Genomic DNA, 24480 nt, shown 5'->3' on the forward strand with positions numbered 1-24480 from the left:
GATGAAAAACGCCCCGGCCTGGACGGCCGGGGCGTTCTCAGGAGTCCACTCAGCGGTCGTCGGACACGGTGGTCTTCTGGACCTGGAGGAGGAACTCGGCGTTCGACTTGGTCTCCTTCATCTTCTCGATGAGGAGCTCCAGCGCCTGCTGGGTGTCGAGGGCGTGCAGGACGCGGCGGAGCTGCCAGACGATGCGCAGCTCCTCCGGCGCCATGAGGATCTCCTCCTTGCGGGTGCTGGACTGGTCGACGTCCACCGCCGGGAAGATCCGCTTGTCGGCCAGGGAGCGGTTGAGCTTGAGCTCCATGTTGCCGGTGCCCTTGAACTCCTCGAAGATGACCTCGTCCATGCGGGATCCGGTCTCCACCAGCGCGGTGGCGAGGATGGTAAGCGAGCCGCCGTTCTCGATGTTGCGGGCCGCGCCGAAGAACCGCTTGGGCGGGTACAGCGCGGTGGAGTCCACGCCACCGGACAGGATGCGCCCGGACGCCGGGGCCGCCAGGTTGTAGGCGCGGCCGAGGCGGGTGATCGAGTCGAGCAGGACGACCACGTCGTGGCCCAGCTCCACCAGCCGCTTGGCGCGCTCGATGGCGAGCTCGGCGACGGTGGTGTGGTCCTCGGCGGGACGGTCGAAGGTCGAGTGGATGACCTCGCCCTTCACCGTCCGCTGCATGTCGGTGACCTCTTCCGGACGCTCGTCCACGAGGACGACCATCAGGTGGCACTCCGGGTTGTTCTTGGTGATCGCGTTCGCGATCGCCTGGAGCACCATGGTCTTGCCGGCCTTCGGCGGCGACACGATCAGACCGCGCTGGCCCTTGCCGATCGGCGACACCAGGTCGATGATCCGCGTGGTCAGCACGCCCGGGTCGCTCTCCAGGCGCAGCCGCTCCTGCGGGTACAGCGGCGTGAGCTTGGAGAACTCGACGCGCTGCCGGGCCTGCTCGGGCTCCATGCCGTTGACCGTGTCGAGCCGGACCAGCGCGTTGAACTTCTCGCGCCGCTCGCCCTCGCGGGCCTGCCGCACGGCGCCGGTGACCACGTCGCCCTTGCGCAGGCCGTTCTTGCGGACCTGGGCGAGCGAGACGTACACGTCGTTCGGGCCGGGCAGGTAGCCGGTCGTCCGGACGAAGGCGTAGTTGTCGAGGATGTCGAGGATGCCGGCGACCGGGATGAGGACGTCGTCCTCGTTGATCACGGGCTCCTCGTAGCGCTCGCCACGGCCACGGCCGCGGTTCCGCTCGCGGAACCGGCGTCCGCGCCGGCCCCGGCCGTCCTCGTCGTCGCCCACCGGGCCGCTCTGGCCCTGGCCGCCGCGCTGACGGTTGCCGCCCTGGTCGCTCTGGTCACGGTCCCGGTCCCGGTCGCGGTCCCGGTTACGGCCGTCGCGGCCATCCCGGCCGTCACGGTCACGGCCATCGCGGTCACGACCGTCGCGGTCGCGGCCGTCCCTGCGGCCCCGCTGGCGCCCCCCGCCCTCGCGGCCCTCGCCGCGCTCCCGGCCGCCGCCCTGCTGGTCACCGCCGTGCTCGCCGGACTGCTCGCCCCGCTCGCCGCGGTCACCACGGTCACGGCCGCGGCCGCCGTCGCGGTCGGAGCGCTCGCCCCGGTCGCGGTCACGGTCGCGGTCGGAACGCTCGGCGCGCTCGGGGCGCTCCTCGCTCTGCCGGCCGTCCTGACGGCCGTCCGCCTGCCCGGCGTCGGCCGGCACGGCCGCCTCGGTCTCACGCTTGGCGGACGTGCGGGTCCGGCGCGGACGCTCGGTCCGCTCCGCCTTCTCCACCTTCTCCGCCTTCTCGGTCTTGTCAGCCTTGTCGGCCTTCTCGGACGCGGTGCGGTCGCTGGCAGCGGCTCCCTGCTCGCCCCCCGAAGCGCCCTGCCCCGCGCCACCCTGCTTCTCCTGGATGGCGGCGATGAGCTGGCCCTTGCGCATCTGGCTGACGCCCTTGATGCCGAGGTCGGACGCGATCTTCTTCAGGTCCGTCAGGACCATGGCCGACAGGCCCGTGCCGGCGGCGCGGCGCCGCCGGGGGGCGGCGCCCTGGCCGGCCTCGTCCGCGGTCGCGGCTGCCTTGCTGGATGCGTCCGTGAGGAGTTCGCTGGATTCGCTCACTAAGGGTCCTTCCCAGGGAGCGGGCGTTGGCCGGCGTTCGGCCAGTCAACCCGGTGGTGCGGCCCGGCGGGGGCGCCGAGTCGGGCTCGCCGTACCGCGGAGGAGCCGCGGTCGGCGATGCTGGGCAACAGCCAGATGGCGGTCGGCCGGGACGGCTCGCTCACGGGCCCTCCCGTGACCGCGGGGATCCGAAGTTCGCTGGAATGCCGGACAACGGAGTGTCACGGAGACGGGAAGCCTGGTACGCGGGACCGACTCGGCCGACGGGCCGGTCAGGTGACGCGTGGCTGACGAGCACTCGGCCCCGAACGGGGCATCTGGTGCGGCATTCAGCCTAACATCACCAGGGCACACTGCTATTCCCCAGAGGTCGATGTCTTCGCATTTTACCTAGCCGGTTCGTCACACCCCGGCCGCCCGCCGAGGCGGGTCAGACGCGGACCGAGGCACCTGCGGGGGCGACACGCAAGGGGTGTACGTGCCACCCATTACCCACTCCACACGCGTTTGAATCAATCCGCGACGCCGATGTGAACGCCAGGACAGTCGGCCCGGCTCCGGACACGACGGCCGGGACCCCCCGCTCACGCAGGTCACGGATCAGCGCGGCGGACTCCGGCATCGCCGGGGCGCGGTACTCCTGGTGCAGCCGGTCCTCGGTCGCGGCGAGCAGGGTCGCCTCGTCCAGGCCGTGCGTCAGGGCCGTGACCAGCAGCGCGGCGCGCCCGGCGTTCGCGGCGGCGTCGGCGTGCGGGACGGTCCCGGGCAGCAGGCCCCGGGCCTGCTCGGTCGCGAGCCGCGTCTCCGGCACGAACGCGACGACCTCGCGGTCGAGGTCGAGGCGGACGGCCCGGTCGCCCCAGGCGATCGTCAGCCCGCCGAGCAGGCAGGGCGCGACGTTGTCGGGGTGGCCCTCGATGTCGGCCGCCAGCCGCAGCGCGGCCGCGTCGTCCATCGCGCCACCGGCCGGGTGGAGCGCCCGCGCGGCCGTGACGCCCGCGACGATGGCCGCCGAGGACGACCCGAGCCCCCGGCTGTGCGGAATGCGGTTCACGCAGCGCAACCGGACGCCCCTGCCGAGCCGGGCGGCCTCGCCGGTGCCCGCGAGCCCGTCGATCGCCTCGAGCGCGGCCCGGATCGTCGTGACGATCAGGTGCCGGTCGCCGCGGTCGGCGACCTCGGCCCCCTCGCCCTCGACCTCGATGACGACGCCGTCGCCGCCGAGCTCGACGGTCACCTCGTCGGACAGGGTCAGCGCGAGCCCGAGCGAGTCGAACCCCGGCCCCAGATTCGCGCTGGTCGCCGGAACATCGACCGTCACCCGCCGCCCGGCCGTTGCGGCGGGCCCGGACGCCACAACGGGCTCGGACGCGGCAGCGGGCTCGGACGCCGCGCTGGGCTCGGGCGCCGGGCTGGGTTCGGGCGTCGGGCGGGGCTCGGGCGTCATGCGGGGGGCGGTCGTCATGCCAGGCCCAGGGCGGAGGCGGCGGCCTGGGCGTCGACCTTGACGGTGGTGGGGGCGGGAGCGCCCGCGATGGCCCAGTCGGGGTCCTTGAGGCCGTTGCCGGTCACGGTGCAGACCACGCGCGAGCCGCGCTCGACCACGCCCTGCTCGGCGGCCTGGAGCAGGCCCGCGACGGACGCGGCGGACGCGGGCTCGACGAACACGCCCTCCTCGGCGGCGAGCATCCGGTACGCGCGCAGGATCTGCCGGTCGGTGACCGCGTCGATCGCGCCGCCCGACTCGTCCCGCGCGGCGATGGCGAGGTCCCACGAGGCGGGGTTGCCGATGCGGATCGCGGTGGCGATGGTCTGCGGCTTCAGCACCGGCTCGCCCTTGACGAACGGGGCCGCGCCGGACGCCTGGAACCCCAGCATGCGCGGGCGGCGCGAGGCGACGCCGTCCCGGGCGTACTCGGTGTAGCCCATCCAGTACGCGGAGATGTTGCCGGCGTTGCCGACGGGCAGGCAGTGCACGTCGGGGGCGTCGCCGAGGGCGTCCACGATCTCGAACGCGGCGGTCTTCTGGCCCTGGAGCCGGTACTTGTTCACCGAGTTGACCAGCGCGACCGGGTAGTCGACGGCGAGCTTGCGGGCCAGCTCGAGGCAGTCGTCGAAGTTGCCGTCGACCTGGAGCAGGCGCGCGCCGTGCACGAGGGCCTGCGCCAGCTTGCCCATCGCGATCTTGCCCTGCGGGACGAGGACGGCGCAGGTCATCCCGGCGCGGACGGCGTACGCGGCGGCGGACGCCGAGGTGTTGCCGGTGGACGCGCAGATGACGGCCTTCGCGCCGTCCTCGGCGGCCTTGGAGATCGCGACCGTCATGCCGCGGTCCTTGAACGAGCCGGTCGGGTTCAGCCCCTCGACCTTGAGGTACACCTCGCAGCCCGTCAGCTCGGACACCCGGGTGGCGGGCACGAGCGGCGTGCCGCCCTCGAGCAGTGTGACGACGGGCGTCGCCTCCGTCACCGGCAGCCGGTCACGGTACTCCTCGATGAGGCCACGCCAGGGACGGGTGGTCGCGTTCACAGTCGGTCTCCTTGTTGACCTGCGGTTTTAACGAAATCCTAAGGGACCGGCCGACGCCCTTGTCGTCCGTTGCTCTACTTGTGGACAACTTCGCCCTGTTTACACGTCGTCGGCTTCCACGCGCATGACGCTGGCCACCTGACGCACGTCCTCGAAGCCGCGCAGCCGCTCCACGGTGGCGCTGAGCGCGGCGTCCGCGGCCCGGTGCGTCACGACGACGAGCTGGGCGTCCTCGCCCGACCCCGTCTGCCGGACGGCCTGGATCGACACGTCGTGCTTGGCGAACTCCTCCGCGACCATCGCGAGCACGCCGGAGCGGTCGGCGACGTCGAGCTGGATGTAGTAACGCGTCCGCGTCTCGCCCATGGGCAGGACGGGCAGCTCGGCATAGGTGACCTCGAGCGGACCGGGCGTCCCGCCGCGCAGGTTGCGCGCGACGGCCACCAGGTCGCCCAGGACCGCGCTCGCCGTGGGCGCGCCTCCCGCGCCCGCGCCGTAGAACATCAGCGATCCGGCGGACTCGGCCTCCACGAACACCGCGTTGTACGCCTCGCGCACGCTCGCGAGCGGGTGCGAGCGCGGGATCATGGCCGGGTAGACGCGGACGGAGACGCCGCGTCCGCTGCGTCCCTCCGCCGCGGGCACGCGCTCGCAGATGGCCAGCAGCTTGACGACCGAGTTCATCTCCTTGGCGCCGGCCACGTCCGCGGCCGAGACCTCGGTGATGCCCTCACGGTGGACGTCCGCGGCCGTGACGGGCGTGTGGAAGGCCAGCTGCGCCAGGATCGCGGCCTTGGCGGCGGCGTCGAAGCCCTCCACGTCCGCGGTCGGGTCGGCCTCGGCGTAGCCGAGCGCCTGGGCCTCCTCCAGCGCCTCGTTGAACCCGGCGCCGTGCGTGTCCATCTGGTCGAGGATGTAGTTGGTCGTGCCGTTCACGATGCCCAGGACCCGGTGCACGTGATCGCCGACCAGGGACTCGCGCAGCGGCCGCAGCAGGGGGATCGCCCCCGCCACGGACGCCTCGTAGTACAGGTCGGCGCCGTACTCGCGCGCGGCCGCGAACAGGGTCGCGCCGTCCTCCGCGAGCAGCGCCTTGTTGGCGGTGACGACCGACTTGCCGGTCTTCATCGCCTCCAGCATCAGCGTCCGGGCGGGCTCGATGCCGCCGATCACCTCGATGACGATGTCCACGTCATCCCGGGTGACCAGGCCCAGCGCATCGGTGGTGAGCAGCTCGCGCGGGACCCCCGCGCGCACCCGCTCCGGCCGCCGGACGGCGATCCCCGCCAGTTCCAGCGGCACCCCGACCCGCGCCGTGAGATCGTCGGCCTGCTCGCGCAGCAGCCGTACGACCTCGGTGCCGACGACGCCGCACCCCAGCAGCGCCACCCGCAGCGGCCCGCCCTGTTTCACGCTTCTACCTCCGCGTCCAGCCGGAGCAGGTCGGCGTCGCTCTCGCGCCGCACGACGACCCGCGCCGCACCGTCCCGCACGGCCACGACGGCGGGCCGGGGGACATGGTTGTAGTTACTCGCCATCGATCGACAGTACGCACCGGTCGCGGCCACCGCCACCAGGTCGCCCGCCGCCAGGTCGTCCGGAAGCCACAGGTCGCGGACGACGATGTCGCCGCTCTCGCAGTGCTTGCCCACGAGCCTGCTGAGCATGGGCTCCGCCCGCGACTCCCGGCTTGCCAGGACGCAGGTGTACTCGGCGCCGTAGAGGGCGGTGCGAAGGTTGTCGCTCATGCCCCCGTCGACGGACACGTAGGTGCGCAGCCCCTCGACGTCCTTGACCGTGCCGACCTCGTACAGCGTAATGCCGCCGGCACCAATGATCGCCCGTCCGGGCTCGACCGTGAGCTTCGGCATGCTGAGCCCATAGGCGCGGCATTCGCGCTGGACGATGTCCCTGAGCGAGTCGGCCATCGTCTTCGGATCGATGGGCTCGTCGCCGCTCGTGTAGGCGATGCCATAGCCACCGCCGAGATCGAGCTCCGGAAGCTCGACGCCGTGCTCGTCCCTGATGGAGACGAGCAGTTCCGCCAGTCGGTGCGCGGCGACCTCGAAACCGTCCGGATCGAAGATCTGGCTACCGATGTGGCTGTGCAGACCGACGAGCTCAAGGCTGTCTCGCAGTTCGAGAACACGCCGGACGGCCTCCAGGGCGGCCCCGGTGTTCCGCGAGAACCCGAACTTCTGGTCGTCGTGGGCCGTGGCAATGAACTCGTGCGTGTGCGCCTCCACACCGGTCGTGACGCGCACCATCACCTTGGGCCGCTTGCCCAGCCTCTCGGCCAGGTAGGCGAGCCGGGCGATCTCCTCGAACGAGTCGATGACGATGCGTCCGACACCGACCTCGACCGCCCGCTCCAGTTCCTGCACGGACTTGTTGTTCCCGTGCAGCGTGATGCGCTCGACAGGGAAGTCGGCGGCCAGGGCGATGGCCAGTTCTCCGCCGGTGCACACGTCCAGGCCCAGGCCCTCTTCCTTGAGCCACTTGGCCATGGCCACGCACAGGAACGCCTTGCCCGCATAGTGGACGCTGCCGTCATGGAACGCCGCCGCGTACTCACGCGCCCGCGCACGCACGTCGTCCTCGTCGTACACGTACAGCGGAGTGCCGAACTCCTGGGCCAGGTCGCGGACGTCGACGCCGCCGACGGTCATCGCGCCCTCGTCCCTGCGCGCGCCGAGCGGCCAGACCCGCTCGTCCAGGGCGTTGAGGTCCGCCGGGGGCGGCAGGGGGTGGTCTTCGGGGAGGACGTCCGCGTGCCGGGGGCCGGCCGGGTGAACTCTGCTCATATCCGCTCTCTAGGGGTTTCGCCGATCATCGTGAGGCCGTTGCGCAAGGCGATGCCCGCCGCCGCCGCGATCGTCACACGGGACGCGTGCACCGCCGAGGGTTTCTCCTCGACCGGCAACGCCGGACAGCGCTCGTAGACCGTGTGATAGGCGTCCGCCACCTCGACCAGCGACTGGACCAGAAGGCGCCCGTCCCCCTTGCGGGCCGCGCTCCGCGCCCACCCGGGCAGCTCCCCCAACGCCTGGATCAGCGGCAACTCGTCTTCTGCGGGCTCGACGCGCCCAGGACGAACCCCGAAATCCTTCGCCCGCCTCTGCACGGCCATCGCGCGCGCATAAGCGAACCGCACCGAAAACCCCGGATTCTCGAAAACCCTCGGACGGTCGATCAGCTCTACAGGCGGCACCCCGGCCGCGACCCCGTAATCGGGGTCCTCCGTGATCGCCTCGGCGAGCGCACCGGCCCGGACCCGCAGGATCACGAACCCCTGATCGACCTCGGCCGAAATCTCATCATGTGAGACGGCCTCCGCGATCGCCCCGGCGTCAAGCCCCATCTTGAACGCCACCGGGCTCGCGTACACCCCAGCCCCAACGCAGCGCAGCGCGACGTCCCCGGGCTCCCGGCCCGCGACGTCCCGCACGGCGTCCCGAAGCACACCGCTCACCACCGCTGGAGTCACCCTCGCGAGACTATCCGACCACTATGCGGACACGTCACGCACCGGCCGCGAGCGTCCGCACCGTCTGGATCAGCCGGTTCGGATCGAACGGCTTGGTGACGTACGCGTCCACGCCGATCTCGTGCCCCCGCCGCACATCGTGGTCCTGCGCGCGCGCCGTGATCATCACGACCCGGATGTGCCGCGTCTCGTCGTCCTCGCGCAGCCGCACCGCCGTGACCCACCCGTCCAGGCGCGGCATCATCACGTCCAGGGTGATCACGTCCGGACGCACCTCCCGGACCTTGTCCAGGCAGTCCTGACCGTCCACCGCCGTGACGACCTCGAACCCCTCGAGTTGCAGGTTCACAGCGATCAGCTGCCGAATCACCTCGTCGTCATCGACGACCAGCACCCGTCCCAGTGGCTCGGTCACGCCCCCGAAGCTAGCCGACCGGCGATCCCCCCGCACCCCAAACAACCAGGTGCGCACCACGCCCCCAACCCTGGTAGTCTTCATCTCGCGCCGAAGAACACCAGGCGCAACGCCCCCTTAGCTCAGGGGATAGAGCAACGGCCTCCGGAGCCGTGTGCGCAGGTTCGAATCCTGCAGGGGGCACCTAGAAAACGGGAAGAGATTCTCCGCCGATACATCTTCGGATGTGTCGGCTTTTTCTTTTTCCCCGAAAGTCGTTCGTTGCAACATCGCCCTCTCCGCATTCACCGAATGGGTGTTGAGGTGCGTTTCCTGAGGGTTCCGGGGGCGGCGGATGGGAAGCCGGTGCCAACGATCTGGTCGTGGTCGTTGATGCCCACGGACATGGCTCCTGCCGCGCCTGGGACGTCGACGGGGACGAAACGGCGTCGGGTTGCCTCAGGTGGCCGTGCCCTCCACCGGTGATTCCCTGTGCGGCTGCCGGACGCGACTCAAGGAATATCGAGGCCGCCACGGCCGTCAGCGGAACGAGCACGGCTCCGGGCAGTGATCTGGAGCTGATCACGATGTTCATGACGCGTCCTTCTTGTCGTCCAGGGTTTCGCGAACTATCGGTTGAAGAGGGATCTCGCGTGGAGGCGGAGTTTCAGGGTTTGGCGGCGCCACCAGGGAGTGGTCAGGGGGACGACTATCTCGGCGTAGACGGGGCGGCGGGTTCGGGTTCGGCGGCACCAGTGGGTGGTTTGGGTTATGAGGTATCGGGCTGTTCGTTCTTCGGCGGCTTCTACGAGGGTCCAGGTGATGGCGGGGGTTAGAGCTGGGGCGGTTTGGGTTGTGTCCAGCCAGGTTTTCAGGGTGGATTCCAGGAGAGGGCCTTGGGCGTAGGCCAGGGCGGCTCTCCAAGCGGGGATGGTGATGTGGGGGTCGATTTCTTCGGGGGTCAGGTGCCAGCGGAGGAAGGCCAGGGCGGCGGTCTGCCTTCGACGGGCCTCTTGGCGGAGGTTGAGGCTTTCCACGCCTGAGCCCTTTGACCAGGTCAGGATGGCGTTCAGGGTCTCGTCGGGGTGATCTTCCGCCAGGTTGAGCAGGGCCTCCACCGTTTCGTCGCGGACTTGCCTGTTGCCGTTGGTCGCCAGGTGCTTCAGGCGGGTCAGGGCTATTGACGGATGGGTTTGGCCAAGGGGTTCACAGACCCGGACCAGGGTGAGTTTCAGGGTTTGGGAAAGGGTTCTCTCCCGGGACCAGCGGTACATGGCGGTGCGGATTCGGCCGCCGACCGTGGGGGCCAGGCAGGTGCGGGCCAGGGCTATGTAGGCGAGGTCGGCGTGGTCGTTGTCGGCCCAGGTCTGAGCCGTCCGGATGATCTGGTCGGCGGCGTCGTGCTCGGCCGCCAGGTCGGCGAAGGTCTCGGCGAGGGTGTTCCAGAGGACGGCCGGGACGGCGGGGTCGTCCGGAAGGGCGGCCAGCCAGGCGAGGAGGTCCGACCTGATCAGGGGGTAGTCGTCCCAGACGTGGCGGAGGACGGCGTCGGTGTAGCCGTGGCGGCGGAACTCGACCTGGTCGGAGTCGGTGGCGGCGGAGAGGAATCCGCGCAGGTCGGCGGCCGGGCACCAGGCGAGGCCGGAGCCGTGGACGGTGACGTCCAGGCGGCGGAGCAGGGACGCCGCGACGGTGTAGACGTGGGTGGGGTCGGCCTGCCGGAGGGTGGCGGCGGCCACCAGGAGGGCGCGGTCGTGGGGTTCGCGGTGCTGGGTGAACCAGCGGGACAGCTCGTCCGACCAGTGGCGGAAGGACTCCTCGGCCTCGGTGGGAGAGGTGACCGCGGAGGCGATGTCGGCCAGGCGGCGGGCGTCGGCCGGGGACGCGCCGGAGAGGAGGACGGGGGCGCGGTCCCAGCGGATCCAGGACGTGCCCAGGCCCTGGCGGGCCACGCGGCGGCGGTACACCTCGATCGGGTCGGGCGGGTCCAGGGGGATGGAGTGCGGGGGCCTGGCGGTGGTGACGATGACCGCGTAGGCGCCGGCGTTGCGGACGGCGTCGGCCAGGCCTCCCAGGCCCGTCTCGGCGTCGCCGTCCACCAGGTAGCCGCAGGCGGCGCTGACCTTGATCTCACCGACCTCGTCGCGGTCCGGGGAGAAGAGACGGATGTCGGTGTTCGGGGTGACGCGCCCGAGGGCGGCGATCGCCGTGGTGCGGCGGCCGGAGCCCGGCGGGGCGGACAGGGTGACGACGTTCTCGTCGGCCAGGGTCTTCACGATCAGGTCGTGGTTGCGGGCCGGGACGTGGTCGGCGATCCGGTCCCGGATCTCCCGCGGGCCCAGGTACATCGCGGGCTGGCCCCGGACGAAACGGATCTGGGTCTTGATCAGGTCGCCGTTGACGATGGTTCCGATGACGTTCTGGGCGTCGTCGCCGGTGATGTCGACGTCCTGGATGACGGTCATGCGCGCTCCTGCCGGATGTCGCCGCCCGTCCAGCTGCCGATGACGTTCTGGTTGCCGTCACCGGAGAGGGTCACCCCGTTGATGGAGACGCCGGACGGGGCGGGCGGCTTGGCGGTGAGGGCGGGGGTCTCGGCTGCCTGCTTCGCGGACGGGACCGGGACATAGAGGTAGGCGGGGCGGTCGAACTGCTTGACCTTGGCCCGCACCTGCGTGAAGCGGCTCGGGGGCAGGGCGACCACGTGGCCGCCGCGGACGTAGGTGTCGAAGACCTCGGCGGAAACGATCAGCGCGGCGAAGGTGACGTCGGGATCGCTGCCGCCGAGGGCGGCCCGGAGCGGGTCGCTGTCGAGCAGGCGGCTGACGTCGTTGGTCGCGGTGGCGATGCCCGCCGTGACCGGGTGCTGGTCGTCCACGAGGCCGACGTGGAGCGCGACGCGGAGGCGGAGGCGGAGACCGTCGGCGCGCAGGCGGCGCGCGGCTCCGGCGAGGACGTCCTGGAGGCGGTCGGTGAAGGGGTGGACGAGCGCGGGGGTCGCCTCGTGCGGGAGGACGGCGAGGATGCCGTCGCCGGTGCTCTGCCGGAAGTCGGCCGAACGCCAGACCTCGCCCAGGCCGGACGCCTCGCAGGCGGCGTCGAGGGCCTCGCGGATCTCGGTGTGGAGTGCGGGCAGGCGCGCGTCCGGATGCTTGCTGAACCCCTCGGCGTCAACGACGAGCAGGCTGCGGAACCGGGGTGCGGTCATGGATCCTCCCGTTGCTCATGCGCCCGCGGGGCGGGGCGTGCCTTCACGGTCTCGGGTCGGTGCTCGTCGCTCTGTCTGGAATCAGACGTTCGGAGGGATCGATCTCGCCAGGTGGCGGAGGGCGTCCGGATCGGTGATGACGACGCGGCGGCGGGCGGTCGTGACGATCCCGTGTTCGCGCAGGTAGGCGAGTTCGCCCGCGGCTGTGCTGCGCGCCAGGCCGGTGGCGCCGGCTATCTCGGTCTGGTCGAGCCCTATGGCGCCTGACGGGCCGGCGCCGAAACGCAGGAGTGTTCGGGCGAGCCTCGTGCGCGCGGGCAGGGCGGCGAGTTCGGCGCGCCAGGCCTCGCTCTCACGGATCCGGGCCATCGCGTGGCGTAGAAGGTCGGCCTCTAGGCCGGACGTCCGGACGAACGCCAGGAAGCGATCGGCGGGGATCGCATAGGTGGTGCATGGCTCGATGGCGATGACCGTGGCGGATCGGTCGTCCTGCCCCAGGACGGAGTAGTCGCCGAGGATCTCGCCCGGGCCGCGTACCGCCAGGACGAGATCGTCGCCTTCGGCGGAGGAACGCACGATCTTCACGCGTCCGGTGGCCAGGGCGAGAACGTGCGTGGGCGGGTCGCCTTGGCGTAACAGTGTGCTTCCGGACGGGCAGGAGCGTGCGGTGGCGAGTTTGAGGAGCCGCTGCCACGACTCATCCGTGACGTTCACACTCCTGTCTCTCACAGTTCACAGGTGGGAGAGAAGGGATCGGTTCGGATGCGTCGGGGTGGCCGGCACCTGTGGGGGTGCCGGGCCGAGGGGTTACTGGGGCGGGGCTTGTTCGTAGGTTTGGGGGTGCATGGTGTAGGTGGCCCGGCCTTGGGTGAGGGTTCAGAGGGTGGCCACGTAGCCGAACATCTCGGCCAAGGGAACCTCGGCGTGGACGGTGCGGGCTCCGCCTCGGGACGCGTCCGCCGGTCACGCGGTCGGCGAACTCATAGGTCGCGACGCCGAAGTCGTCCGCCAGGCGGGACGGTCTGGACCTCCAGGCGCAGCTCGCCCATCCCACCGATCAGGGCCGAGGTGATGGTGATGCCGCGGTCGCGTTGCTGTTTCAGGAAGTCGGTGACGGCCGCGCCGTCATGGACCTCGCCGACGCGGTGGGAAACACCGGTGTAGAAAGGAATACGTTCCGTGGTCGTGGTCTTGCCCGCGTCGATAGGGGTCATCGCCCCGGTGTTCCTGACGGTGGACCGGTGACGGGTCGTAGTGAGCATGGGGAGGCCCTCTCTACCTGGTCGACTGTTTCGGGTCGCCACGAAACTGACCGTTGACTCAGCGTGAGGGCGAAGGGTTTTTCCGCGCCGTCACTTTCCGTGTCGTGACTTCGCGGGACGCCGCATTCGGCGGCGTCACTTTCGACGGCGGCGCCTTCCGCCGTGCCGGCGGGTGACGCGATCGGGTTTCGTCCACCACGAAGGCGGTTCGGGGCCGAGATGGCGGACGGCGGGCTGGTCGGGATGAAGCCCCAGGTCACGCAGGACGGACGCGTTCAGCCGGACGGCGACCCAACCGTGCCAGCGTCCGGTGGCGTCGGGGCCGCAGGCCAGGTCGACGCGGATCTCACCGTCCGCGAAAGGCATCGAGAAGACGCCGCGGTCGCGCAGTCAACCCTGGACGGCGGTGGCCGGATGCGGGCAGCCGGGAAGGCTCTCCCACCCGGCGATCTTGATCCACTCTTCGTCGGCCGACTGCTCCATGCCGTCCATCATGAGGGTTCTCCGGTGGCCTCGGGAAGGCGCGCGGAGGAAGACCCGGCGGCCTTTTTCGTTGGATGGAACTCGGGGGTCCGGCGGAACGCCGCGGACGCACTAATGTGGGCCTCGACATCCGTGGGTGAGGGGAGTTTGCCGTGGGCGGATCTGACGTCGGGGGTTCGCGGATCGACTCGTCGGTTCCGCATTCGGCGCGCGTGTGGAACTACCTGCTCGGCGGCAACGACAACTACGAGGTCGACCGGGAGGCCGCGGAACGGTTCATCGCGACGTTCCCGGCGATCCTGGCGATCGCGCGGGCCGACCGCGCGTTCCTCGGGCGGGCCGTCCGGCACCTGGTCGGCGACCTCGGGATCCGGCAGTTCCTCGACATCGGGACGGGCCTGCCGACGATGGACAACACCCACGAGGTCGCGCAGCGCATCGCGCCCGAGACGCGGATCGTGTACGTCGACAACGACCCGCTGGTGCTCGTGCACGCGCGCGCGTTGCTGGCCAGCACGTCCGAGGGCGCCTGCGACTACATCGAGGCCGACCTGCGCGACCCGAAGTCCATCCTGGAGCGGGCCTCCGGGACGCTCGACTTCGGCCGGCCGGTCGCGATCATGCTGCTGGGGATCCTGCACTTCGTCCACGACATCGACGAGGCGCACGCGATCGTCCGGACCCTGCTCGACGCGGTGCCGTCCGGCAGCTACGTCGTCCTCACCCACTCGACGCTCGACTTCGACCGCGACCCGTCCGCGCAGGCCGAGGCGCAGAGCGACTGGAACGCCAAGTCCGCGAACCCGATGCGGCCGCGGTCCCGGGCCGAGGTCGCCTCGTTCTTCGACGGCCTGGACATCCTGGAGCCGGGCGTGGTGTCGATGACGCGGTGGCGCCCGACGTTCGAAGAAGCCGGCGACGTCGCCGGATACTGCGCCGTGGGCCGCAAGAACTGACCCGAGGTCACCGCCGCGGACGCGTCAGGCGGGTTCGTAGCGGTAGCCGCGGCCCCGGAGGGTCGTGATGGCGCGCGGGTCGGCGCCGTGCTGCGCGAGCTTGCGGCGGAGCGCGGAGATGTGGACGTCCAGGGTCTTGGTCGGGCCGAACCAGTTGACGTCCCAGACCTGGTCGATGAGCTCCTCGCGGGTCACCACCTCGCCCGCCCGGGACACCAGGCAGGCCAGCAGGTCGAACTCCTTGGGCCGCAGCGTGATCTCGCTGCCGTCGAAGGTCGCCCGGCGCGCGGCCAGGTCGAGGCTCAGGCTGCCGGAGCCGACGAACCGCTCGTCCGCCCGGGACGCGCTGCTGCGCCGCAGGTGGGCGCGGAGCCGCGCCATCAGCTCGGTGAGCCGGAACGGCTTGGTCAGGTAGTCGTCGGCGCCCGCGTCCAGGGCCACGACGACCTCGAACTCCTGGGTGCGGGCCGTGAGGACGACGATGACCGTGTCGCTGAGCACCGAGCGCAGCCGCCGGCAGAGGGTGACGCCCTCCATGTCCGGCAGGCCGAGATCGAGCAGGATCAGGTCGGGCGCGCGCGCGGAGACGCGCTCGAGCGCGTCCTTGCCCGTCGTCGCCCAGCCCGGCTCGTATCCCTGCGCCGACAGGGCCTCGCCCAGTTCGGTGCCGATGACCTCGTCGTCTTCCACGACGAGTACGTATGGTCCCACCGCCATACCACCTAGCGTAGGGGCGGACAGGTTAGCGTGACGTTCACACCCGTACCGGACGTTCACCTCGGTCAACACGGTCCCCCCGATCGGTCCTCTGGAACGTCCCGCCCGGACGCGTCGTGAGGCGCTCCACGCGGGCACGCTGTGAAACGCCCAACGGGCGTGTTGTGAACCACCCCACACGGACGCCTTGTGGGCCATCCCCCACGGACGCCTTGGAAAACGCCCCAGTGGGACGCCATAAGGAGAACGCCTCGCGTGGGCGCCTCGCGAAACGCCCCGGCTAGGCGGGCGCGTCGTGACCGGACGCGGGCGCCGGGCGGCTGACACTGCCGCGCTCCTGGCGGCAGTAGGTGTTCCGGGAGGTCATCTGGAGGGTGTCGCTGACGGTGTCGACGACCTTGGACAGCCGTCCGCCGCTGTGCGGCTCGCTCTCGCAGGCGCTGGACAACGGCGACCGCGCGGCATGGCCGATGCCCAGCGTGGCCAGCAGCGCAAGGGCGAGGACGCCGATGAGCACCTTGCGCATGTGTGGCCTCCTGGTCACGTTCCATCACCGTATCGCCGGTCCAGGCTAGCCCCAGGCGGGTGAGAAGTCCTTGCAACGACGGTTAGGTTTGCGTTTACCTTCACTGCGGACCCGCCCGGATATCCTCCGGTCACCGCGGGCGCCCAGGTGAGAGGGGATGCGGATGCCGAACCGGACACGCGGCGCGAGCACGCCGCTGCGCCGCCAGCTCCTGGTCACCATCGTCGGCATCACCTCGATCGCCGTCCTGGTGCTCGCGCTGCTGCTCGCCGTCGCCGTCGAGCGGCTGTACCACAGCGAGGCGATCACCAAGCTGGAGCGGGACGCGACCCGGGTCGCCGCGACCGCGCCGGACGACGAGGCGCACAACCCGCGTCCGTTCACCAAGCCGGCCGGGCTGAACAAACGCCTGGTCGTCGGGATCTACCGGGTCGACGGCAGCCGCATCGTCGGGGACGGCCCGCACATCTCGCCGCTGGCGTCCGAGGCGGCCAACGGGCGGCTGCACGAGTCGGTCGAGGACGGCACGCTCACGGTCGTCGCGCCCATCCCGTCCGAGGTGGGCGTCACCTCGATCGCCCGCGTCGGCATGCCCCAGGACGAGGTCTACGACCGCCGCAACCGGGCCTGGCTGCTGATGGCGGTGTTCGCCGTGGTGGTCATCGGGCTGGCCGCGGCCGCCGCGTTCTACCAGTCGCGCCGCCTCGCCCGTCCGCTGGAGCGGCTCACGCGCGCCGCGCAGTCGCTGGGCGACGGCGACTTCACCGTCCGCGCCGAGCCGTCCGGGGTCCGCGAGGCGGACGAGGCGGGCCGCGCGCTCGAGGTCACCGCCCGCCACCTCGGCTCGATGCTGGACCGCGAGCGCGCCTTCAGCGCCGACGTCTCCCACCAGCTCCGCACCCCCCTGACCGGCCTCCTCCTCGGCCTCGAATCGGCCCTGGAGCGCCCCGGCGCCGACCTCACCGCCGCGATCCGCGCGGCCGTCCGCCGCGGCGAGCACCTGCGCGACATCATCGACGACCTGCTCCGCCTCGCCCGTGACGCCGGTCCCGACGCCGAGGTCCTGGACGTCCCCGAACTCCTCGGCGACCTCCGCTCCCGCTGGTCGGCCACCCTCACCGGAGTCGACCGCCCCCTGTCGGTCACGGCCCACGACCCGCTCCCCGAGCTGCACGTCAAGGCGTCCGCCGTCCGCCAGATCCTGGACGTCCTCATCGACAACGCCGTCACCCACGGCGCCGGGCACATCACCGTCGAGGCCAGCGACATCGGCGGCGGCCTCGCCCTCGACGTCTCCGACCAGGGCCCCGGCGTCACCGACGACGCCGAGGACATCTTCGCCCGCCGCCACACCGCCTCCGCCGAAGGCCACGGCATCGGCCTCGCCCTCGCCCGCTCCCTCGCCGAAGCCGAAGGCGGCCGCCTCGTCCTCCGCCGCCCCTCCCCACCCATCTTCACCCTCCTCCTCCCCGCCGCCGAACCCCTCCCCCCGACCACACATCCGCACTCCTGAAACACCCCAGAGTTACATTTTCGGGCCTCTACTTCGCCCTTGGTGAGCGCAATACCGGCGACCCTCTAGGCTGAGCTTTTGTTGGGCCGTTCGCGCGCGGCCCTTGTCCGGCCGTCTGCGCGCGCTCTCCTCCGCACCACCCTGTTGACCTGCGCGGTCCCTTCTTCTTGGGCGACACAGATGGCGAAGGAACCGGACGGCTGGCGTTTCCGGTTCGGCCTACTCTGGACGGGTTCGGCGGCCTCCCTGCTCGGCGCGATGAGCGTCACCACAGCGGCACCCCTGCTCGCCTTCACGCTTACCAGATCGCCTACTTTTGTCAGTTATGTCGTTGCAGCCGGAACGGTTCCGAGCCTGTTGCTGCACATCCCCGCCGGAATGCTCGTGGACCGGCTGGACCACTGGTGGACGATGCTGCTCAGCCAGACCGTCCGGACGCTGATGTCGCTGGCGGTCGTGCTGACCCTCGCCGCCGGGGCCTTCCGGCCGCCCGTCCTGATCGTCGCCGCGCTGGTCAGCGGGACGTGCACGACCTTCTACAACGTCGCCGAGGTGACGGCCGTCCCGAGCGTCGTCCCGGCGGAGCACTTCCAGCGGGCGATGGCGCAGAACGAGGGGCGGGCGAACGGCGCGATGCTGCTCGGACGGCCCTTGGGCGGGGTCCTGCAGGCGGCGGGCACCGGCTTCCCCTATGCCGCCGACGCCGCGTTCGGGCTCGCGTCCACGGCGGCGATCCTGACGCTGCGGTCCGCCGGGCTCCGGGGGCGCTGGAACCATGCCCGCCCGCTGCACGCCGACGGCCCCACCGACGCGTCCGGGATCCGGGCCGGGTTCCGGCGGGGCGGATCGCTGGTCGGCGAAATGCTGGAGGGGCTGACGTGGCTGTGGCGGTACCGGTTCCTGCGCACGACGCTGATCGCGTGCACAGCCACGAACCTGCTGTTCCAGGTCGTCACCCTGCTCTTGGTCGTGCGCGCGCGTGAGGCGGGCCTCCCCCTCGCCATGGCCGGAGTCCTGCTCGCCGCGCCAGGCCTGGGCGGGTCGTTCGTCTCCGGCTATGTTGCGGTCACCCGCCGGCGCCGGTTCGGACGCCGTCCGATCAAGCTCGTCACCCTGTGCATGTGGGCCTGGCTCGCGATGACCATCCTGCTCGCCGCCTTCCCCTGGGCCTGCGTCTGGATGGTCGCCTGGGGCGGCGTCGGGTTCGTGGGGGCGCGGCTGAACATCGCCCTGTCCGCCTACCAGGCCAGCCGCACCCCACCTGAGCTGCGCGGACGCGTCGCCGGGACGAACCGGTTCGTCACCCTCGGGATCGCGCCGATCGGCACGATGTGCGGTGGGGTGGCGATCACCGCGGTGGGCGCTCGCGCCGTCGCGTGGGCGGTGCCGATCGCCATCGCCGCCACCGGCGTCCTGCTCTGGACGGCCCGGCGGGCGCACGTGCTCCGGCTTCGGCGGCGGCTCCGTCACGGCCCGGTCCGGGAGGCCGTGGTGCCGGCCCGGGTATGACGGACGGCCCGGCGTCCGCCGGGCCGGTGAGAGCGCGTCCGACGTCGCTCATGAGGCGTTGGAGTTCGTCGTCCACGGCGGCCGCGCTGCGCGGGTCCTGTTTTCCGGCTTCGCCGAGACCGTGCAGCCAGGCGCGGCGGACCTCGGCGCGCAGGGTCTCGACCGGCTTCGCCAGGCTCGGGTCGTGGCCGACCGCGTCGAGGAACCCCTGGATCTCGCGGACGGCCGTCCGGTACTCGGCGGAGACGCGGCGCCCGCCCACCAGGTCCTCGTCCTCGCCGAGGGCGCCGAGGGACCGCAGGCGTTCGCAGAGACGGACGGTCACGCCGAGGTCGACGACGGCGTCGTCCATGCTCCGCAGGGCATCGCGGACGCGCCGGCCGGCGGCCTCCGACTGCTCGGCCTGCCGTGCGTCCGCCGCCCGCCGCCGCTCGTAGGTATGGCCGAGGCGGGCCGTGACGACGCCGACGACCGCGGTGAGCGCCCCGGTGAGGACGGCGGTCCCGCCCGTCACCAGCGCCGTGGCAGTGGAGCCCATACCGTGATCCTCCGCCCGGAGCGGACACCGCTCAGCGTCATGTGCCACACCTGGCGGACCTGCCGTCCGGCGTTCCTCACACGTCCGCCAGGAGGCGCCACGCCTCGGCGCGCAGGTGTTCGGGCAGGGGCGGGTGCCGGGCCTCGACGGCGCGGGTCGCGAGGTCGGTGGCCGTCCCGGTGTCGCCGGTCATCAGTTCGACCTGCGCCGCCCGGTACAGGGCCGGACCGCTCTCCGCGCCCGCCACGACGGCCTCGCCGATCTCCGCGCGGGCGGCGTCCAGGCGGCCCCGCCTCGCGAGCGCCAGCGCGCGGGCCGCGCGGGCGGCGGGATCGGCGGAGCGTCCGAGCCGGTCCAGGTCGCGCAGCGCCGACTCCGACTCGCCTCGGTCGGCGAGGATCTCGCCTCGGATCTCCCGGGCCTCGGACACGTCCCCGTGCCGGTTGAGCACACCGCTGAGCACCGCGAGGGCCGCCTCGGGACGGCCGGCCCGCCAGAGCATCCGGCCGAGCCCCACCTGGACGGACGCGTCGCCCGGCGCCAGGTCCGCGCCGCTGCGGAGCAGGGCGACGCCGCGTTCGACGTCCCCGGTGGCGAACCGCGCCCAGCCCTCGGCGGCGAGCTGCCGGACGACGCCGACGCTGTCGTCGATCGTCTGAAGCAGCTCGCCCGCGCGCTGGTAGGAACGGGCCGCCTCGTCGAAGCGTCCGTGCAGGTAGGCGATGTTCCCGAGGACGGTCTGCACGTCCGCCTGGAACCCGGCGTCGGTGTCGGGGTGCCCGGCGGCCGCCCCTGCGAGCCCCCGGGCGAGCAGGGGCTGTCCGGCGGCCAGCGCCGCTTCCGCCGCACGCAGCCGATGCCAGGGGCCGGTGCGATACCTGCTGCGCTTCGGCCGCTCCCCCAGCCGGTCCAGGGTGAGGGCGAGCGCCGCATGCTGGAGAACGTCGGTCGTGGTGTCACCAGTGCGCACGCTCTTCACCAGGTGTGCTTCCCTGAGAAGGTGCCGCGCGGCGGCGGACACCGCGGGACCGTCGCGTCCCCGCTCCCTGGCGGCCGCCGCGGCCTCCTCGGGACTCGACGGGATCTCGGCCGCGTGCCGTGCGACCTCCTCCGGTGTGCGCTCCCACGTCCTGAGCGTCCGCCACTCGGCCTCGGAGGTGGCGCCCGCGGAACGCGCGGCGGCGTCCAGGACGTCCACGATGTTGTCCATGGTCGCCGTGCAGAGGTCGGCGAGGATGTCGTCCAGGCTGGGGACCAGCCTGGACGAGATGGTCTCGTCGGTCTCGCCGAGGCGGTCCCAGAGTGTCCGGCAGGCGGCCTGGAGGAGCACGGGCTCCACTCCCGCGTCCTCGTGTGCGGCGGACTCGTGTGCGGTGGCGTTGTGCGTGGTGCTCAGCTCGTCCACCAGGCGTTCGGCCGCGCCGTCCTCGAACGGACGGCCCGCCTGCTGCGCGGGTTCCACCACGGCGCTCAGAGCCCCGCTCCATGTGAGCCGCCCGAGGCGCACCTCCGCGACCGGCAGCCCGTGGCGGGCGACGGCCTCGACCAGGTGCTCGGCTTCTTCCTCCCGGACGGAGAACAGCAACCGGGCGCCCGGATCGGCGGCCACCACCGTGAGGAGTTCGCGCAGACCCGATCGCCCGCGGGAGAGCGCGCGGCCGGTGAACCAGCGCTCCGCGCAGTCGACCGCGAGCAGGACCGGACGCTGCGCTCCGAACCGTCCGCGCCGCCGGGCCCGCCGCAGGAACGCGGCCACCGGGCCGGCCTCGCCGGGGTCTTCGCGCCATGCGGCGAGCAGCGCCAGAAGATAGGGATCCCACTCCGGGAACGCCGCGTTCGGCAGGACGCGCCCTTGGAGGGGGACGGCCAGGGGGCCGACGTCCGCGACGGGGACGGGGTCGTGCCGGGTGTCGCGCAGAAGCGGTATCACGCCGGCGTTGATCAGCGAGGTCCGGCCGCAGCCGCTCGGCCCGCGCAGCACCGTGACGGGACGGTGCGCCCAGAGCTCGGCGAGCCTTCGCGTCTCGTCGGCACGGCCGAAGAACCGGTGGCCCTCGGCGGTCGTGAACGGCCGTCGACCCGGATAAGGGTTCGGGTCATGGCGGGACGTGAGTTCTTCCACGTCGCCCACCCTTCGCCCGATGTCGGCCGGGCTTCTCGGTGCCGGGTCCGTCCCGCGGACCTCAGCCAAGCTCCGCGTCGCCGATGTAGGAACTGAACCCGGCGCACACCGTCGTCGGCCTGCGTTCGGGCGCGAACACCGCCTCGATCTCGCTCGCGAGCACCGTGCCGCCCACCCGGCTCAGCTCTTCGAGCGAAGCCCCGGACAGGTCGGGAAGGTCACTGCGGAAGTCAACCTCGTCGCGCATCGGAGCTCCTTGTTCCGGCGGTCGGGGCCCATCTGTGATTGTGCATGTTCCCTTCCCGGCACGGGACAACCTGGCCACATCGCGCCATTGTTCTGACCTCCATTGCCAGCTCAGATGGCGCGCGAGACCATGCGCACTCGTATCTGCCCGGCGGCCGTCCCGGACGTGGAATTCTCCCATGGTCCGGACAAGTCCAGCGGCATAGGATGCAGAACACGATCGATGGTGCGACCACGTGCGGAGGCGAGTCGCGTGACTGAATCAGTCGATGTCGCCCCGGTGCCAGCGGGTATCCCGCGCATCTGGGGTGCCAAGATTCCCGCGCGCAACCACAATTTCACCGGTCGCGAAGATCTTCTCTCATCCCTTCGGGAAGGGATCAGGAACAGCGTCGCGGCGGCTGTCGTCCCTTACGCCCTGCACGGAATGGCCGGAGTCGGTAAAACACAGCTCGCGATCGAGTACGCGCACCGCTTCCGCCCCGAATACCAGCTCGTCTGGTGGATTCCGTCCGCGCAGGAGAGCCTGGTCCGGTCCTCGCTCGCCGGGCTCGCTCCCCGCCTGGACCTGCCGCCCGCCAGCAAGATCGGCGTGGAGGAGGCCGCCAACCTGGTGCGGCAGGCGCTGGAGCGCGGCGAGCCCTACAACCGCTGGCTGCTGATCTTCGACAACGCCGACGAGCCGGAGGACATCAACGCGTTCGTCCCGCAGGGGCCCGGTGACGTCCTCATCACCTCCCGCAACCCGAACTGGAAGGGACGGGGACGCGTCGCCACCGTCGAGGTGGACGTGTTCTCCCGCAAGGAGAGCGTCGAGTTCCTCGACAAGCGCCTCCCCGGCGCGCTCGCCGAGAAGGACGCCGCCCGCCTCGCCGAGGAGCTCGGCGACCTGCCGCTCGCCCTGGAGCAGGCGGCGTCCCTGCTGCAGGAGTCGGCGATGTCGGTGCGGGACTACCTCGCGCTGCTCCGCGACCGCATCAGCGACCTCCTGCTGGAGGGTGAGGCGAGCGAGTACCCCCGTCCGATGACGGCCGCGTGGCGGCTCGCGGTGGAGGAACTGGAACGGAACTACCCGAACGCCGTCCCGCTGCTGCGCTGCTGCGCCTTCTTCGGCCCCGAGCCGTTCCCCCGGGACGTGTTCCGGACGGCGCCCGAGGGCGTGTCGCCGGAGCTGGCCACGATCCTCGGGGACACGATCGAGACCAGCCGCGCGGTCGCCGGTCTGCGCAGGTACGCCCTGGTCCGGGTCGAGATCGAGGGCGACAACCGCACGATCCAGATGCACCGGCTGATCCAGGGACTCGTCCGCAGCGCGCTCTCGGCCGGGGACAGGGCGCGCTACCTGGCGGACGTCCACCTGCTGCTCGCGGAGGCGACGCCCGGGGACCCCGACCGGCCCGAGTCGTGGCGGGACTTCGGCGCCCTGTACGCGCACATCGACCCGACGGGCGCCATCGACAGCGGCGATCCGAGGGTCCGGGCGATGGTCCTGGCGTTCGTCCGGTACCTGTACAGGTCCAGCGACCAGTCGGGCGGCGCGGGCTTCTCCAAACGCGTCCAGGACCACTGGAGCGAGATCTCGCCACCGGACGACCTCAACGTCCTGCGGGCCCGGCGGCTGCGCGCCATCCTCCTGAGAGAGCGGGGCCAGTACGCCGAGGCGTACGAGCTCAACCGGGAGACGCTGCGCACCATGCGCGCCAGTGAACGGACCGACGACGAGTTCCGCGACCTCCTGCTCGCCGTGATCGACAGCAGCGGGGCCGACCTGCGCGCACGCGGCGACTTCCGGCAGAGCCGGGAGCAGGACGAGGAGTCCCTGCGCGAGCACGAGAGCTTCTTCGGGGCGTCGCACGCGAGGACGATCCGGCCCATGAACAACCTGGCGCTCGACTACGGCCTCGTCAGCGACTACGTGCGGGCGCGCGACCTCCAGGAGCGCTGCTACCGGCTGACCTCCGTCCGGCCGCGCCCTGAGGGCGTCAACGCCTTCGACGAGGCACTGCACCTGAACGGGCTGGCCCGGGCCGTCCGGCTGCTGGGGATCTTCCGGGACGCCATGGACTTCGGCGAGGACGCGCTCGCCCTCGCCACCGAGCAGCTCGGGCTGGACCACGCGGTGACGGTCCGCGCGTCCATCGACCTCGCGATCGCCAAGCGCCGCGCCGGCCGCTACCAGGAGGCGCTGGAGCTCGCCGAGGAGACGCACGACCGATGCCTGCGAACGTTCGGCCCGATCAACCCCGACACGCTCGCCTCGGCGACCAACCTGGCGAACACCTACCGGACCGTGGACAGGCAGGACGAGGCCCTGGAGCTGGCCAGGACCGTCACCGAGCGCTACCCGGAGATGTACGGACCCGCACACCCCTACATCTTCGCCGTCCAGGGCAATCTGGCCCTGCTGCACCGCGTGCGCGGCGAGACCACGACGGCGCGGTCGACGAACGAGACGGCGCTCAAGGGGCTGGAGACCAAGCTCGGACGCGACCACCACTACTCGCTGACCATCGCCACCAACCTCGCCAGCGACCTCGCCGACCTGGGTGACCTCGCCGGCGCGATCGCGCTCGGCCGGGGCACGCTGCGGCGGCTGCGGTCGCTGCTCGGCATGGAGCACCCCATGACGCTGGCGTGCGCCGCGAACCTCTCGGCCGACCTTGAGCGCGAGGGCAAGGAGCGGCGGAACGACGCCCTCCAGCAGGAGGGCGAGGGGCTGTACGAGGACACCATCCACCGGTACGCGCGGCTCTTCGGCCTCAACCACCCGGACGCGGTCGTCGCGGCCGAGCGACGCCACCTGGACTGCGACTTCGACCCGCCGCCGATCTAGGCCCCGACCGGATCGCGAAGGGCCCGACCGGTCGCGGAGGTCCG

The 24480-nt window shown here is 71.6% G+C and carries 19 protein-coding genes, 1 tRNA gene and 1 pseudogene; 5 read left to right on the top strand and 16 right to left on the bottom strand.

Translation table 11 applies throughout. From position 1 onward, the window contains the following. Nucleotides 1-49: 49 nt before the first annotated feature. The 7 genes from rho to EBO15_RS09225 form a co-directional block, all read right to left on the bottom strand. Nucleotides 50-2113, bottom strand: a complete 2064-nt coding sequence (rho, locus tag EBO15_RS09195; protein ID WP_122193905.1) for a transcription termination factor Rho — start codon at nt 2111-2113, stop codon at nt 50-52. 430 nt (nt 2114-2543) lie between these two features. Then, on the bottom strand, nt 2544-3560 hold the full coding sequence (thrB, locus tag EBO15_RS09200) for a homoserine kinase (protein ID WP_122193939.1): 1017 nt from the start codon (nt 3558-3560) through the stop codon (nt 2544-2546). 14 nt (nt 3561-3574) lie between these two features. Next, nucleotides 3575-4642: a threonine synthase gene (gene thrC / locus EBO15_RS09205; RefSeq protein WP_122193906.1), complete on the bottom strand. Its 1068-nt coding sequence runs from the start codon at nt 4640-4642 to the stop codon at nt 3575-3577. A gap of 99 nt (nt 4643-4741) precedes the next feature. Continuing rightward, nucleotides 4742-6031, bottom strand: coding sequence for a homoserine dehydrogenase (locus EBO15_RS09210; protein ID WP_122193940.1), 1290 nt, complete (start codon nt 6029-6031; stop codon nt 4742-4744). 20 nt (nt 6032-6051) lie between these two features. Next, on the bottom strand, nt 6052-7446 hold the full coding sequence (gene lysA, locus EBO15_RS09215; protein WP_122193907.1) for a diaminopimelate decarboxylase: 1395 nt from the start codon (nt 7444-7446) through the stop codon (nt 6052-6054). Next, complete coding sequence (locus EBO15_RS09220; protein WP_147481430.1) at nt 7443-8015, bottom strand: DALR anticodon-binding domain-containing protein; 573 nt, start codon at nt 8013-8015, stop codon at nt 7443-7445. Before EBO15_RS09220 ends, lysA begins: the two co-directional genes overlap by 4 nt. A 148-nt stretch (nt 8016-8163) precedes the next feature. Further along, nucleotides 8164-8523, bottom strand: a complete 360-nt coding sequence (locus EBO15_RS09225) for a response regulator transcription factor (RefSeq protein WP_122193909.1) — start codon at nt 8521-8523, stop codon at nt 8164-8166. A 132-nt stretch (nt 8524-8655) separates the two neighbouring features. Here EBO15_RS09225 and EBO15_RS09230 point away from each other — a divergent pair. Next, nucleotides 8656-8727 (top strand) — tRNA-Arg (locus EBO15_RS09230). A 425-nt stretch (nt 8728-9152) separates the two neighbouring features. Here the strand turns inward: EBO15_RS09230 and EBO15_RS09235 are convergent. The 5 genes and pseudogenes from EBO15_RS09235 to EBO15_RS09255 form a co-directional block, all read right to left on the bottom strand. After that, nucleotides 9153-10988 (bottom strand): hypothetical protein, encoded by a 1836-nt coding sequence (locus tag EBO15_RS09235; protein WP_122193910.1) that lies wholly within the window; start codon nt 10986-10988, stop codon nt 9153-9155. Then, entirely contained in the window at nt 10985-11731 is a 747-nt protein-coding gene (locus EBO15_RS09240) for a hypothetical protein (protein WP_122193911.1), read from the bottom strand. The genes EBO15_RS09235 and EBO15_RS09240 overlap by 4 nt, the downstream gene beginning before the upstream one ends. An 81-nt stretch (nt 11732-11812) precedes the next feature. Next, the gene (locus EBO15_RS09245) at nt 11813-12445 is read right to left on the bottom strand and encodes a Crp/Fnr family transcriptional regulator (protein WP_122193912.1); all 633 of its coding nucleotides are present in this window, start codon (nt 12443-12445) and stop codon (nt 11813-11815) included. Between the two features lie 347 nt (nt 12446-12792). Continuing rightward, nucleotides 12793-12993 (bottom strand): annotated as a pseudogene (locus tag EBO15_RS45860) (GTP-binding protein); the annotation flags it as partial. A 135-nt stretch (nt 12994-13128) separates the two neighbouring features. Further along, nucleotides 13129-13359 carry a hypothetical protein gene (locus EBO15_RS09255; RefSeq protein WP_122193914.1) on the bottom strand — a complete coding sequence of 77 codons (231 nt, stop codon included), beginning with the start codon at nt 13357-13359 and terminating at the stop codon, nt 13129-13131. A 269-nt stretch (nt 13360-13628) separates the two neighbouring features. On the opposite strand from EBO15_RS09255, the gene EBO15_RS09260 reads away from it, so the two are divergent. Next, nucleotides 13629-14432, top strand: a complete 804-nt coding sequence (locus tag EBO15_RS09260) for an SAM-dependent methyltransferase (RefSeq protein WP_199744416.1) — start codon at nt 13629-13631, stop codon at nt 14430-14432. Between the two features lie 24 nt (nt 14433-14456). On the opposite strand, the gene EBO15_RS09265 is transcribed toward EBO15_RS09260, so the two are convergent. After that, a complete protein-coding gene (locus EBO15_RS09265; RefSeq protein WP_122193915.1) occupies nt 14457-15149 on the bottom strand; it encodes a response regulator transcription factor in 693 nt (230 codons plus the stop codon). 280 nt (nt 15150-15429) lie between these two features. Continuing rightward, complete coding sequence (locus EBO15_RS09270; RefSeq protein WP_122193916.1) at nt 15430-15675, bottom strand: hypothetical protein; 246 nt, start codon at nt 15673-15675, stop codon at nt 15430-15432. 163 nt (nt 15676-15838) lie between these two features. On the opposite strand from EBO15_RS09270, the gene EBO15_RS09275 reads away from it, so the two are divergent. Together EBO15_RS09275 and EBO15_RS09280 are read left to right on the top strand one after the other, a co-directional pair. Beyond that, a complete protein-coding gene (locus tag EBO15_RS09275) occupies nt 15839-17188 on the top strand; it encodes a HAMP domain-containing sensor histidine kinase (RefSeq protein ID WP_122193942.1) in 1350 nt (449 codons plus the stop codon). A gap of 180 nt (nt 17189-17368) precedes the next feature. Further along, nucleotides 17369-18697, top strand: coding sequence for an MFS transporter (locus EBO15_RS09280; RefSeq protein WP_122193917.1), 1329 nt, complete (start codon nt 17369-17371; stop codon nt 18695-18697). Nucleotides 18698-19311: 614 nt separating this feature from the next. Here the strand turns inward: EBO15_RS09280 and EBO15_RS09285 are convergent. Both EBO15_RS09285 and EBO15_RS09290 read right to left on the bottom strand, forming a co-directional pair. Next, nucleotides 19312-21357 (bottom strand): tetratricopeptide repeat protein, encoded by a 2046-nt coding sequence (locus EBO15_RS09285; protein ID WP_147481431.1) that lies wholly within the window; start codon nt 21355-21357, stop codon nt 19312-19314. A 61-nt stretch (nt 21358-21418) separates the two neighbouring features. Beyond that, nucleotides 21419-21604 (bottom strand): hypothetical protein, encoded by a 186-nt coding sequence (locus EBO15_RS09290; RefSeq protein WP_122193919.1) that lies wholly within the window; start codon nt 21602-21604, stop codon nt 21419-21421. 222 nt (nt 21605-21826) lie between these two features. Between EBO15_RS09290 and fxsT the strand changes: the two genes are divergently transcribed. Beyond that, nucleotides 21827-24436, top strand: coding sequence for an FxSxx-COOH system tetratricopeptide repeat protein (gene fxsT, locus EBO15_RS09295; RefSeq protein ID WP_122193920.1), 2610 nt, complete (start codon nt 21827-21829; stop codon nt 24434-24436). Nucleotides 24437-24480: the final 44 nt, after the last annotated feature.

The sequence above is a fragment of the Actinomadura harenae genome, assembly GCF_003696215.1.
GTDB lineage: Bacteria > Actinomycetota > Actinomycetes > Streptosporangiales > Streptosporangiaceae > Spirillospora > Spirillospora harenae.

What these genes read in the sequence shown, in the direction of transcription:
- thrB (WP_122193939.1), bottom strand. Translation starts at nt 3,560, where the DNA reads ATGACGCCCGAGCCCCGCCCGACGCCCGAACCCAGCCCGGCGCCCGAG.
- lysA (WP_122193907.1), bottom strand. Translation starts at nt 7,446, where the DNA reads ATGAGCAGAGTTCACCCGGCCGGCCCCCGGCACGCGGACGTCCTCCCC.
- EBO15_RS09235 (WP_122193910.1), bottom strand. Translation starts at nt 10,988, where the DNA reads ATGACCGTCATCCAGGACGTCGACATCACCGGCGACGACGCCCAGAAC.
- EBO15_RS09240 (WP_122193911.1), bottom strand. Translation starts at nt 11,731, where the DNA reads ATGACCGCACCCCGGTTCCGCAGCCTGCTCGTCGTTGACGCCGAGGGG.
- EBO15_RS09255 (WP_122193914.1), bottom strand. Translation starts at nt 13,359, where the DNA reads ATGCCTTTCGCGGACGGTGAGATCCGCGTCGACCTGGCCTGCGGCCCC.
- EBO15_RS09265 (WP_122193915.1), bottom strand. Translation starts at nt 15,149, where the DNA reads ATGGCGGTGGGACCATACGTACTCGTCGTGGAAGACGACGAGGTCATC.
- EBO15_RS09270 (WP_122193916.1), bottom strand. Translation starts at nt 15,675, where the DNA reads ATGCGCAAGGTGCTCATCGGCGTCCTCGCCCTTGCGCTGCTGGCCACG.
- EBO15_RS09275 (WP_122193942.1), top strand. Translation starts at nt 15,839, where the DNA reads ATGCCGAACCGGACACGCGGCGCGAGCACGCCGCTGCGCCGCCAGCTC.
- EBO15_RS09280 (WP_122193917.1), top strand. Translation starts at nt 17,369, where the DNA reads ATGGCGAAGGAACCGGACGGCTGGCGTTTCCGGTTCGGCCTACTCTGG.
- EBO15_RS09290 (WP_122193919.1), bottom strand. Translation starts at nt 21,604, where the DNA reads ATGCGCGACGAGGTTGACTTCCGCAGTGACCTTCCCGACCTGTCCGGG.
- fxsT (WP_122193920.1), top strand. Translation starts at nt 21,827, where the DNA reads ATGGTGCGACCACGTGCGGAGGCGAGTCGCGTGACTGAATCAGTCGAT.